This is a genomic window from Ureibacillus endophyticus, assembly GCF_024159215.1.
Taxonomy (GTDB): Bacteria; Bacillota; Bacilli; order Bacillales_A; family Planococcaceae; genus Ureibacillus; species Ureibacillus endophyticus.
The window spans coordinates 852033-864477 of the sequence record NZ_JAMYWW010000001.1 but is presented as its reverse complement, the minus strand read 5'-3'; the positions used below and the strand labels follow the sequence as shown (position 1 = coordinate 864477).

Here is a 12445-nt window from a genome sequence, read left to right as displayed (position 1 = left end):
CATTTTTTTATTTATTCATAAATTTTTTTTGAAGCGCTTCTTCGACTAAGGTTGGAACAAGGCCAGTGACAGCTCCACCGTATCGGGCTACTTCTTTCACAATACTTGAACTTAAGAATGAATGTTGATTTTTTGTCATAATAAAGAACGTTTCGATAGATTCATCTAAAAAACGGTTCATGGAAGTAATTTGCATCTCATATTCAAAGTCAGAAATCGCTCTTAACCCACGAACAATCGCTTTCGCATTTTTAGAACGAGCATAATCAATAAGTAAACCTGAAGAACTTTCAATACGAAGATTTGGAATATCCTTCGTTACACTTTGAATTAACTCTATTCTTTCGTCTATTGAAAATAGTGGTGTTTTTGAAGAATTATTAAGAACAGCTACATAGACAATATCAAATACATCTGCAGCTCTTTTAATAATATCTAAATGACCGTTAGTGATTGGATCAAAACTCCCTGGTACTACTGCAATTTTGTCTGACAAAAGTTTCTCCCTCTTCCTTTATCCATATATTTTGCGATATATAGAGATAATTGTTCCCCCGTAATTTTCTTGTCTAGTTAAAGTAAATTCACCGTATTCTTTAGGTAAGTCAACTTCTTTCGCATGTTCACAAACGATAATAGCATCATCTGTTAACTTATTCGCCTCTATTAAAGTTAAAATGAGGTCGTAATATTCAACTTTGGCGTATGGCGGATCCATAAACAAGTAATTAATTTGTATATCTCTTTTAAGTAAGCCTTTAACAGCTCGGTTGGCATCGGTTTTATACGTTTCAGCAATCTCTTCATAACGGCATTTTTTAATATTTTCCAATAAAGTTTGGTATGCACGTCCATCCTTTTCAACAAAAATTCCGCGACTTGCACCTCTACTTAATGTTTCAATCCCTAATCCCCCGCTACCAGCAAAAAGGTCTAATACAATTCCACCTTCAAAAAAAGGACCAATTATGTTAAATATCGATTCTTTTACTTTATCTGTTGTTGGTCTTGTAGTAGTACCAGTGATTGCTTTTAAAGGCATACCTTTTCTTTCACCTGCTACAACTCTCATGTCATCACCAAACCTTCTATTGTTGTGTTGTAGTAGTTTTTATTGTTATTGAATCATCTTTTTTCATTATTTCTACTGTAAATAATTTTTGCAACCATGTTTCTTCTATGTAGTTAATTCCTGCAACTCGAACGATAGGATTGGATACTGTATTGTATCTTCTTTCGTTATAAACATAGAAACCATGATTTTCAGGGAATCGGAAATTACGTTCTTTGCTATGAACATAATAACCATTCTCGCCGTTACTTGCCTCGTAACCTAAATGTTTTAATAAAGCATCAGCAGAATACAAAATCTGACCATCTTTAAAAATCACATTAATATCTTTTTGCAAATGTGAATTTACTAAAATTTCTCGATTATCATTAAATAAGAATGGAAAAACTTCATTCGTAGATTCGTTCATACTTAGATAATTAGTATGGATACCAAATACTTCAGATAACGCTTCATCTAATATTTTTGTGGATATTTCTTTACCTTTTAAATCGTTTAATCTTTGAAGCCAGTTTGCTAATTGTGTGTCTGTCATTTGATGTGTTAATGTATTTACAATTTCTGTCGATTTCTCTCCACCTATTGTAGTACCAGCTAAAAATGACGCCACCGTTTCATATAACCAAATTGGACTTTCATTAAATTTAAATTGCGCTTTTACTTGTGAAAGAATTACTTGACGATATAAAACATTCGTTGTAAAATCCTTCAAAAATAAAATTCGTTTTCCTTGAAGTTTTGAAACATTCTCCCCTTCCACAAGCACAATATGATTCTCGTTTAAAAAATTCAATTCCTTTAACTTAGTAGTAAAATCTTTAGTTAGTGGTTTTTTAGAGTAAATTGAAACATTATCAATTGGATCCTGTTGAATTAAATTATTTGCATTATAATACAATTCAGAAACAGGGCCTTTTCCACCGAACATTGAATAGTTTACAAGGGATAATGTTTGTTGACCAACTTCAGGTAAACCAGTTATCCATTGTCCTTTAACATCTTTTTCCGTTGAAATATGTACAGTTGAATAAGAAACTTCGCCAAGTTTTAAGGAAACAAATATATCCTTTAATAATTGGTTAGATTTTATACCATTATTTAATGGTATGATATAAGACAACGACTGACTATGGTTTTCTCCGATTTCAAACTTAGTTTTATCCTCGCTTAAGCGTTTACAAGTATTTTCTGCTTCTATAAAACAATCAGGATTTACTGCTAGTTTTGGCCACTGAATATCAATCACTTGATTTGGCAAATTTTTAAAATGGTGACGAATGTCTAAGCTATCATTTCGATATGTAATTTCAATTTCTTGTGTATAAGTGAAATGATCCTCACGTGTCTCGACTTTATCTGAATATACTTGATATTGGAAAAAGAGCATGCCACTTATGACTAAAATAAGTACTGTAAAGAAACTTAAAGCATATTTCATGTGCCTTACCTCCTGCATCATGATACTATTGTGTAGAAAGGATGTGTGAAATTTTGATACAACAATTTATAGAACTTGGACAAGGTTATGGAGATGTTTTTGAACTTTGTGAGCTCGTCAAAACAAACGAAAAAAGATTCCATAATGCATTTATTTTCATTTCGAATATAGGGGATAAACAAGTAGCTTCAATTGCCGTTACGTTTAAAGCAGCAGGGGAAGGTAAGTTTATGCCTATTTACATATGTCGTGAAGGTATTCCTTATAATCCAGAAAAACCTTCCCAAAGACTTACGATTTTTGAAAATGCATTACAAGAGATTGGTAAAAAAGCCATTCCAATGGAAGTTAAACATTCTTCTTTCTATTCCGAAACAACTTTATATTATCAACATTTAATCGGAATCTTACGAATGAATCACTTTATTCCACCAAAACAATAATTTCAACTTCTTATAAACCTATTTTATAATCATACTCTTTTGCCTTATCTGGTTTTGCATTTTCAAATTCAGTTTTTAAGAACGGGCGATACGATTCAACAACGTCTTTCACAAAAGGAAGGCGTTGTATTTTATTTATTGTTGACTCTATTTCATCCCGATTACAATAAATTAAAACATATTTTAATTTTCGTGAAATATAATGTACATGTCCGTATTTTCTTAAACTTTTAGCATGTTTTAATTGGTGGACGTAAACAATAATTCCTTGTCGTTCCTGCATTTGTATTCCCTCATTTCTTACATAAAAGCATACCATAGAGTTATTTTTGATAGCAACAGAGTTTAGCTGACATGAGGTAAGATTTTCCGTTATAATCATTATTATAGAGTATGGTGAATAAATTTATTAATTGTGATGAAATGAGAAATGCCACTTAGACATAGTTACGTTCCATATAAGGAGGATCAAAATGGGTAAAAAAACAAAAGTAGCGCTTGCAATCGCTGCTGCTAGCGCCGCAGCATGGGCTGGTAGTAAAGCAGTATCAAAGCCACAAAGACGTGATGATAAAGAAGTATTACAAACGAATCAACCGATTGTTTTAGCACACCGTGGTGGTTCTCATTTAGCACCTGAACATACAATGCCTGCATTTGAAAAATCTTTTTCTTTAGGCGTTGACGGATTTGAAGTAGACATCCGTTTAACAAAGGATGAAGAAATCATTGTATTTCATGACGAAACAGTTGACCGAACAAGTGATGGAGTAGGTTTTGTAAGAGAATTAAATTTAGATGAATTAAAACAATTAAATTTTGGGTATAACTTTCAAGATTTAGAAGGTAATTTTCCTTATAAAGAAGAAAAAGTTGAAGTCGTAACTTTAAGAGAACTCCTTGAAACATATCCAAATACTTATATAAATATCGATATAAAAGATGGACCAGATACGTATGAAGGAAGCTTAATGCCTTCTAAATTATGGAGATTAATTGAAGAATATAACGCTGAAAATCGAATTGTCGTAACAAGCTTCTTTAGTGAACAAGTGGACCGCTTTAATTTGTATGCACAAAACCGAGTAGCATTAGGCGCTGGAGAAAATGATGTACGAAAAGCGTTTACTGCTTTCACGAGTCAATTTGGACATTTATACCATCCGAAAGTGGATGTTTTCCAAATTCCAATAAAACATGGCGTAGTCTCATTAGATTCAGCAAGATTCATTGCCTTTTTAGGGAAGTTGAATATCCCAGTTCATTACTGGACAATAAATGATGTGAATACAATACATCATTTACTTGAAATTGGTGCAAAAGGTATCGTTACAGACCGCCCAGATATTGCAATCGAATGTATACAAGAATATATGGAACAAGAAAAATAAAGGCGAAAGTGGGAAAAACCCATTTTCGCCTTCTTTTATGCTGAACATGAGCAACTGCCGCCACTACCACAACCAGAACCGCAAGATGAACCCGATGAGAAAAATGGATTACTCACAGGTACTTTTACTGCTTCTGACACCGACTTACCGATTATTAAACTAACTTCATCTAGTAAATCTTGATATTCGTTTTCAGCAATTTTAAAATTTGCGATTCGCTCATTTAAGTCTAAAGCTCGTTTTTGCTCACGTATTTTTTTCATTATTGTATGATAATCAGGATGGTACTTCCCAAATCGTTGTACATCTTCATACTGTTCTTTCATTTTTGTGAAGGCATTAATCTGTTGTACTAACTCCTCATCACCATATACTTCTCTATAAGCATCTCGGTACTTTTGTGCTTGCTCAGAAGAAAGGATCATTGCACTTAATTGATCAGCTTCATCTATAATGAAGGCCCATTCTGATGTCATTATCATCATTACTTCCTCCAATCTAATAACATCATAGCAGAAATTACGCAATGTTTGTATTGGGAATACTTGAGTGATTGCTCTTAATCTATTCTACACGATCAATTGCGATCTGTTCTAAAATTAATCGTACACATTCAAAATCAGAAAACTCGTATTGCTTTGTTCCAATCGTTTGAGTTTTTTCATGGCCTTTACCAGCGATTAAAATTGTGTCTCCTTCTTTTGCCGAACGGATTGCAGTTTCAATTGCTTTTGCTCGGTCAAGAATTACTTCATATTGTTGATTTGGAGTAAACCCTGATGCAATTTGTTCATTAATCACTTCTGGATCCTCACTTCTTGGATTATCCATCGTTAAATAAATGAGATTTGCATATCTTGAGGCAACAGCACCCATTTTCTTTCGCTTATGCTTATCACGATCTCCACCACAACTAAAAACAGTGATAAGATCACCTTTAACTGTTTTCTTTAAAGTTTGTAAAACAGCTCTTAAAGCGGCTTCTGTATGTGCATAATCGATATAAATTGATAAACCGAGGTCATTTTTCACCTCTTCTAATCTACCTTTTGGTAAATATAACTTTTCTACCGCATCACAAATTGCTTCGATTGGAAAACCAAGTTCACTAACAGTACTTATTGCTGCAATCGTATTTTGTAAATGATGATCCCCAACAAATGGTACAGTAAATACTTTTTGGCCTTTATTGCTTTGCAAACAACAAGTTGTAATATTTTGCCCTTCTGCTAACATTTGTAATTGGTAGTCAACTCGATTTCCTAAACCAAAATAAGCCTTTTTCTTTTTTGCCTGTAATCCTACAGTACGGCAGAAAGAATCATCCCCGTTTAAAACGAGTTGACTCGACAATGAAGATAGTAATTGTTTAGCAGACTTATACTTTTCATAAGAACCATGATCTTCTATATGGTCCTCTGCTAAGTTTAAAAATACTCCTACATCGATTGAACAATCATCTAGACGGTGTTTTGCTAATCCCATCGATGAGGCTTCTAACACAGCATATTGCACTCCACGATTAATAGCAATTTTTAATATTTTGTGTAAATGCTTTGGTTGTAAAGTTGTTAAATTTTCATAATCTAATTTAACTTCCATACCATTAATGTAAATGCCATTCGTTCCAATAACAATTACGTTTTTATGTAGTGCATGTAGTAGTTGACCAATAAAGTGACTTACTGTTGTTTTTCCATTTGTCCCTGTTATCGCAATAATCTGCATCGCATCTGCAGGGAAATGATTCAATTTCGCCGCAGCGAAAGACATAAATTTTAAACTGTTCGGAACCCAGATAACTGGCACTGATAATTTTAACGAATCAAGCAACTTTTCATCTTCAATGACTACACCAACAGCTCCATTTTCAATTGCTATATCGATATATTTTAATCCATCTGAATTTTTACCTTTTCGAATTACAAATAAATCACCTTTTTTTACTCCTTGCGCATAGTCCTCTATTCCGAGCACTTCTACTCGTATTGAACCACCCTTCACAGTACACGGCCAATCTTTTAATAGTTCTGCTAGTTGCAAGTTGTCACTCCTTTTCCCTATATTATGCCTAGGCTCCATTCGTGACACTAAAACGTGCCGGCTTTTTTAAAAAGTTTTATAGGGAAAAATAAATAGTTTTTATACAAATGTTTGATTCTATTGCTTAAGAACTCTTTTTTCAACATTTGGAGGAAAATGCAAAAATAAAAACACCTTGGACAAGTCCAAAGTGTTATCAATGAATCTTCTATTCAATTATTTCCTCATCAGGTTTTTGCAAAAAAATTTGCGTATAATAATTTATAAATACACCCGAACCTACATGAGTAAACCGATCATCTAACATATACTCACGATGGTTACTTGAATTTAACCATCCATGTGCCGCTTCAATCGAATCAAAATAAGCAGTTGCAATATTTTCTTCCGTCTCTTTATATATAATATTCGCTTCATCTAAGCGATCCTTCAACGAACCTTTTGTTGGCGAGTCATGGGATAAATAATTTTGAGTATACATATCTTCACTATGTTGCATTGCTAATTCTGAAACTTGTACATCCTGTTCAATTGGCGATATATTATTTTGAACTCGAAAAACGTTTAACAAATCAAACAACTGATTTGCACCTGACAAATTACTTTCTTCTATTAAAAATGAAGTTGGATTGGGTGGTGAGAGAAGTTCTCCGACAAAAGACATTTCATAAGGACGATGCATGACTAATGTTTTACTATCTGTAAACCGAATTCCACTTAAAACTCCTCTTTCACTATCAATATATAATTGAGCAAATATATTATCAAATTTTGTTAGTATTCGCGTGTTCATATCTTCTTCGCTTAAAGTAAACGTATAAATACTATCTTCAATATTTGCTACAACTTCAGAATTTACTATTGTCATTCTATAAATATCAGCTAAAGTTTGTCCTATTTTATATGGCGATACATCGACATCCTCCCCACTGGTATAAACTTGTGTAATTAAATTATTATTCACACCAAACATGACAAACTGTTCTGGAATACTATTATATATCCACCAATCATAACCATACGGCGATGAATCATATCTGCTAGGTTCCCCATACTTTTCTACTAGTATATTACTTTTTTTTCCTATTAAAGTAGATAGCCCTGCATCAGGTCTTGGCAAAGCATCTTGAAGAACTTTTAAGTCGTCACTTTTCGTTTTTGGAATAATTTGCGAAGAGGAATTTGGTCCCTCTAACGGTTCATAATCACTGGAATTTGATGAATAATGGAAAATAATTGCTAGAAATGAAAGGACAATTAATATTCGAAACAGAGTTTTCATGTCATTTCTATCCTTTCGTTTTTATGGTAATTATATCTTATTATATATTTGTTGACACAATGTTGCCATTGCAACTAAGGTTATTTTGCTCTATTATAAACATTGAGCCTATACTTTAAGTACGATTTTTCTAAAGGAGGATATATAAATGTATTTCGATAACAAAACTCTTGAAAATATAACTGCTCCACAAGAAGTTCTTGTAAGCGTTATGGAAAAAAACGGTTTAGAATGCCACGGTGCATGGGACTACGATCGCATGACTTTCGATAAACGTTTCGATTTAAAAGAAGGTCGCTATTATTTACGCGTATTCTGCAGCGCTATCTCTGGTGATGTTGGTAATAAAAGTGCAGTTTTAACAATTGGTAAACCTGCTATTGGTAAATACTATTATCCACACGGAGTAGAATACGAGGATGAAGTATTCCCTAAACATTTAGTAAAAGAATGTGAACAAATTTTAGCAAGCGCTAAAAAACAATTCGCAGATTTAGGATTTACAGCAGAAGAAGCTTCAAAGAAAACAGTAAAAGCATAATAGGCTTATTGAATACTAGATTGATAGAGTATTACATAGATATACTCATTGAATGTAGATAAACGTTATTTTTAACTTTATCTACATTCTTTTTTATTATTTAATACCTTTTCTCCTACAATATCTAGTTTACAAAAAAATGGAGCTGCGCTGCTTTTAAAATGTTTCTGAAGTTACCATCTTTGTTTCAGAAGATGTGCTACTGCGGTGGTTTTCACCATCCTCGTCGCAATATTAAAGGAGCGTCTCATTCGAGACGCTCCTTTAATATTGCTGACTTTGTTTTCTTGCTTGGAATTCTTTTAATGCATTCTCTGTAATTGTATCTTCGTTTGACTTTTCTTCTCTCCACCAACGAATAAATACTTTATATAAAACGACAGCAAAAATTATTTCCTGGATAATTTTCATTAGTACGCCACCCATTTGTTGGTCACGGATTGGGCTCATACTGTTAAAAATTTCTGGACCAGATAATGTTAACCCGGATAACGTTGAAATTGGTACACAAAGTTCCATTGCTTTTAACCATGTTTCCCCGTCTGTATAAGTTGCATACATTGGGTCAGGATTAAAAATAATTAACGCACAAGCTGGCGTAATTACGATAGCATTTGCAATAATATAACCGATTTTATATAGCCCTTTCATCTGTGGTTGCCCTTTAACATCGTGAATTAACGGCCAGTTCATAAAGAAAGCTGAAAGGAATAAAACAAATGTAAATAATCCATGTAATGTTTCATCTAGTTTAATCGTATCAAATACAAGTGGTATATGATAAATAGAGAACATTAAAGCAAATACAAAAATCGCAACTACTGGCTTTGCAAAAATCTTAAATACTTTTCGAACAACCGGCGCTTCAACTACAACCTTCCAAACCCACCAAGGAATCCCTTTAATAAGTAGCATAGGAATTAATAGCAGTAGAAAAGCCATTTGTACCATATGGTATGTGAACATAATATGAGACATTAAATCGATTGGCGAGCCTTTAATAACGTAAATTAATATCATTGCGAGTACAAAATAAATTGCCTCACTACGCTTTAAAGGTTCACTAACTTTAAAATCTTTTCTCCAAACTACAGTAACTAAAAAGTAAACGACAGTTAAAAAAATGATTACCCCAATTAAATAAGGGCTCCATAGTGCTTGAAAACCAAATATACTTAACGGCATCGTCTAGCGCTCCTTTATTTCATTAGTCTCATTATAGAACGCTTACATATTAACATCAATGGACGATCTATGACAATTAAAACAAATTTTCATGATATATCATTGTTAATTCATTTCTATAAAAAAACACGCTTCTGAAAACAATCAGAAGCGTGTTCGAGCAATTCTTACCACCAAATAACAGTAACAAATGCTAAGAATACTGGGAAAATAATCATTGCACCTGACCATACGTAAGTAGAAATTACTCCGATATGGTGACCATTTTTGTCATCCATGTGCATGAAAGAATAAAGTTGTAGTACAACTTGAATACCAGCTAGTAACAGAATAAATGGTTTAATTAAATATGGAGAAAAATCTGCTACTACTACTGCAAATGCTAGAAATGTTAAGAAAATCATGATAGCAAAATTGACAACTTGCTTTTTCATATGTACCGCATTGTGATGACGGTCATATTCATATTGAGCTTGTGACTTTGCTTGTACTTCATTATGATGTCCCATATTATCCTAACACCCCCATTAAGTATACTACAGTGAAGATGAATACCCAAACTACGTCGATAAAGTGCCAATAAATTGACGCTGCGTAGAATTTTGGAGCATTGTATAAGCTTAATCCACGTTTAGCATTACGGAAGATTAAACATGTAATCCATACTAAACCAATGATAACGTGCAATCCGTGCGTACCAACTAAAGTAAAGAACGCAGATGAGAATGCAGATTGAGTATAACCAAAACCAATGTGTACATAGTGTCTGAACTCATAAATTTCAAGACCAAGGAAGCCAAGACCTAATAATACAGTAATTGCCATCCATGTAATTACGCCTTTAGCATTATAGTTCTTCATATGATACATTGCATAAACAGAAGTTAATGATGATGTTAAAAGTAACATTGTCATAACAAATGCTAGTGGTAATTCAAATAATGATTGAGTTGAGAATTCCATACCAGCTGGACCTTGGTTACGTAAAGAAAGGTAAGTTGCAAATACGCTGGCAAATAAAACGATATCGCTACAGATGAAAATCCAAATACCAACGAATTTATTTTTCCCTTCAGCTGTTGCTTGCTCAGCATGATTTGGCCAAGTTTGTGGGGTGAATTTAGTTTCTTCCATTATTTGTTACCCCCTTTTCCATAAAGATGCTCTTCAGTAGCAATAACCTCTTCAACATGTACATGGAAACCATGATCGTCTTTTACAGAACGTGTAATCATAGCTAATACTGTAATACCTAAACCAATAACAATTACAGGTACTGACCAAGAAACACCGTCTGGATGATAAAGTGCACCGAATGCTGCAATGAATAAACCAATTGACATAATTAAAGGTAAGATTGAGTTGTTCGGCATATGAATGTCACCAAGTGGCTCAGCATATGTCATCATTTCTTTGTTACCTTCTTGTTTTTCTAACCAACAAGGGTCAAATCCACGTACTAGTGGAGTTTGTTTAAAGTTGTAAAATGGTACTGGTAATTGGATAGACCATTCTAGAGAACGTCCATCGCCCCAGTAATCTCTTCTGTTAACTGGTGGAGTTTTAACAGATAGTAATACGTTAATTACTAATAAAACAACACCGATAGCCATCATAATCGCACCGATAGATGAGATATAGTTAAATAAATCCCAACCTTGGTCTGCTTGGAAAGTGAATACGCGACGTGGCATACCCATTAAACCTAAGAAATGTTGTAAGAAGAATGTTAAATGGAATCCAATAAAGAATACCCAGAAAGTAACAAATCCTAACTTCTCATTTAAAGTACGGTTGAACATGATTGGCCAATAGTAATGCATTGACGCAAAGATAGCTGTTACGATACCACCAACGATTACGTAGTGGAAGTGAGCTACGATAAAGTAAGAATCGTGTAATTGATAGTCAAGTGGTGCAGTGGCCATCATTACCCCTGTTACCCCACCAGCTACGAATGATGGAATAAAACCAAGAGCGTAAATCATTGGCACTGTAACTTTAATAGATCCACCCCAAATAGTTAGGATCCAGTTAAATACTTTCATACCAGTTGGTACAGCAATTGCCATTGTAGCAATCGCGAAAATTGCGTTAGCAGTTGGTCCCATACCTACAGTAAACATGTGGTGAGCCCAAACCATGAAACCTAAGAAACCGATTAAAATTGTAGCGAATACCATTGAAGAGTATCCGAATAAACGTTTACGAGCAAATACCGGAATAATTTCAGAGAATAATCCGAATGCAGGTAATACTAAGATATAAACTTCTGGGTGTCCGAAGATCCAGAATAAGTGTTCCCAAATAATTGTGTTACCACCCATTGTATGGTCGAAGAAGTTTGCTCCGAACATACGGTCAACTAACATGAAGAATAAACCTACAGTTAGTGGAGGGAATGCGAATAAAATTAATGAACTTGAAATTAAAGTAGTCCAAGTAAATAATGGCATACGCATGAACGTCATACCAGGTGCACGCATTGTAATAATCGTTACAATGAAGTTAATACCAGAGATTAATGTACCAGCACCAGAAATTTGTAAACCTAATACATAGAAGTCAATACCATGACCAGGTGAATATAAAGATAATGATGCATAAGAAGTCCAACCTGCATCAGGTGCTCCACCCATAAAGAATGATAAGTGTAAAAATAAAGCACCTAGGAAGAACAACCAAAATCCTAATGAGTTTAGGAATGGGAATGCAACGTCACGTGCACCAATTTGTAATGGTACAATCGCGTTCATAAATCCAAATAGCAATGGCGTCGCTGCTAAGAATAGCATTGTTGTACCATGCATTGTTAATAATTCATTAAAAAGGCCAGCAGAAATAAAATCATTGTTTGGAACCATTAATTGAATACGCATTAAAAGCGCTTCAAAACCAGCGATAGCAAAGAATAAAACCCCTGCGAATAAATACATAACGCCTAGTTTTTTATGGTCAACAGTTGTTAAATAATCCCATAAAACTGCTCCAAAGCCCTTTTTCTTTGAGACTGCGACAGAGCTCACAACTTTAACCTCCTTCAAGTGTTT

At 33.9% G+C, this 12445-nt stretch carries 14 protein-coding genes; 3 read left to right on the top strand and 11 right to left on the bottom strand.

Annotated features, from left to right (window positions below):
* Positions 1 to 7 precede the first annotated feature (7 nt).
* The 3 genes from coaD to NKR20_RS04200 are packed head-to-tail and all read right to left on the bottom strand — an operon-like array spanning position 8 to position 2510.
* The gene (gene coaD / locus NKR20_RS04210; protein WP_121212882.1) at positions 8 to 496 is read right to left on the bottom strand and encodes a pantetheine-phosphate adenylyltransferase; all 489 of its coding nucleotides are present in this window, start codon (positions 494 to 496) and stop codon (positions 8 to 10) included.
* Between the two features lie 18 nt (positions 497 to 514).
* Complete coding sequence (rsmD, locus tag NKR20_RS04205; RefSeq protein WP_253423859.1) at positions 515 to 1072, bottom strand: 16S rRNA (guanine(966)-N(2))-methyltransferase RsmD; 558 nt, start codon at positions 1070 to 1072, stop codon at positions 515 to 517.
* Between the two features lie 16 nt (positions 1073 to 1088).
* Positions 1089 to 2510, bottom strand: a complete 1422-nt coding sequence (locus NKR20_RS04200; RefSeq protein ID WP_253423855.1) for an RNA polymerase II — start codon at positions 2508 to 2510, stop codon at positions 1089 to 1091.
* A 53-nt stretch (positions 2511 to 2563) separates the two neighbouring features.
* Between NKR20_RS04200 and NKR20_RS04195 the strand changes: the two genes are divergently transcribed.
* Positions 2564 to 2953, top strand: a complete 390-nt coding sequence (locus NKR20_RS04195) for a DUF7147 family protein (protein WP_121212879.1) — start codon at positions 2564 to 2566, stop codon at positions 2951 to 2953.
* Positions 2954 to 2963: 10 nt separating this feature from the next.
* On the opposite strand, the gene NKR20_RS04190 is transcribed toward NKR20_RS04195, so the two are convergent.
* On the bottom strand, positions 2964 to 3236 hold the full coding sequence (locus NKR20_RS04190; RefSeq protein ID WP_121212878.1) for a YlbG family protein: 273 nt from the start codon (positions 3234 to 3236) through the stop codon (positions 2964 to 2966).
* A gap of 190 nt (positions 3237 to 3426) precedes the next feature.
* Here NKR20_RS04190 and NKR20_RS04185 point away from each other — a divergent pair, with 190 nt between their 5' ends.
* Positions 3427 to 4344 carry a glycerophosphodiester phosphodiesterase family protein gene (locus tag NKR20_RS04185; protein ID WP_253423853.1) on the top strand — a complete coding sequence of 306 codons (918 nt, stop codon included), beginning with the start codon at positions 3427 to 3429 and terminating at the stop codon, positions 4342 to 4344.
* Positions 4345 to 4379: 35 nt separating this feature from the next.
* On the opposite strand, the gene NKR20_RS04180 is transcribed toward NKR20_RS04185, so the two are convergent.
* The 3 genes from NKR20_RS04180 to NKR20_RS04170 form a co-directional block, all read right to left on the bottom strand.
* A complete protein-coding gene (locus NKR20_RS04180; RefSeq protein ID WP_121212876.1) occupies positions 4380 to 4826 on the bottom strand; it encodes a YlbF/YmcA family competence regulator in 447 nt (148 codons plus the stop codon).
* A gap of 82 nt (positions 4827 to 4908) precedes the next feature.
* Positions 4909 to 6387 (bottom strand): UDP-N-acetylmuramoyl-L-alanyl-D-glutamate--2,6-diaminopimelate ligase, encoded by a 1479-nt coding sequence (locus tag NKR20_RS04175; protein WP_121212875.1) that lies wholly within the window; start codon positions 6385 to 6387, stop codon positions 4909 to 4911.
* Positions 6388 to 6595: 208 nt separating this feature from the next.
* Positions 6596 to 7669: a CAP domain-containing protein gene (locus tag NKR20_RS04170; RefSeq protein ID WP_253423850.1), complete on the bottom strand. Its 1074-nt coding sequence runs from the start codon at positions 7667 to 7669 to the stop codon at positions 6596 to 6598.
* A 148-nt stretch (positions 7670 to 7817) separates the two neighbouring features.
* On the opposite strand from NKR20_RS04170, the gene NKR20_RS04165 reads away from it, so the two are divergent.
* Complete coding sequence (locus tag NKR20_RS04165) at positions 7818 to 8210, top strand: YugN family protein (RefSeq protein ID WP_121212873.1); 393 nt, start codon at positions 7818 to 7820, stop codon at positions 8208 to 8210.
* Positions 8211 to 8474: 264 nt separating this feature from the next.
* On the opposite strand, the gene ctaG is transcribed toward NKR20_RS04165, so the two are convergent.
* The 4 genes from ctaG to NKR20_RS04145 form a co-directional block, all read right to left on the bottom strand.
* A complete protein-coding gene (gene ctaG, locus NKR20_RS04160; protein WP_253423846.1) occupies positions 8475 to 9395 on the bottom strand; it encodes a cytochrome c oxidase assembly factor CtaG in 921 nt (306 codons plus the stop codon).
* 167 nt (positions 9396 to 9562) lie between these two features.
* Positions 9563 to 9904 carry a cytochrome C oxidase subunit IV family protein gene (locus NKR20_RS04155; RefSeq protein WP_253423843.1) on the bottom strand — a complete coding sequence of 114 codons (342 nt, stop codon included), beginning with the start codon at positions 9902 to 9904 and terminating at the stop codon, positions 9563 to 9565.
* A 1-nt stretch (position 9905) separates the two neighbouring features.
* Positions 9906 to 10529, bottom strand: a complete 624-nt coding sequence (locus tag NKR20_RS04150; RefSeq protein ID WP_121212870.1) for a cytochrome (ubi)quinol oxidase subunit III — start codon at positions 10527 to 10529, stop codon at positions 9906 to 9908.
* On the bottom strand, positions 10529 to 12421 hold the full coding sequence (locus NKR20_RS04145) for a cbb3-type cytochrome c oxidase subunit I (protein WP_121212869.1): 1893 nt from the start codon (positions 12419 to 12421) through the stop codon (positions 10529 to 10531). Before NKR20_RS04145 ends, NKR20_RS04150 begins: the two co-directional genes overlap by 1 nt.
* Positions 12422 to 12445: the final 24 nt, after the last annotated feature.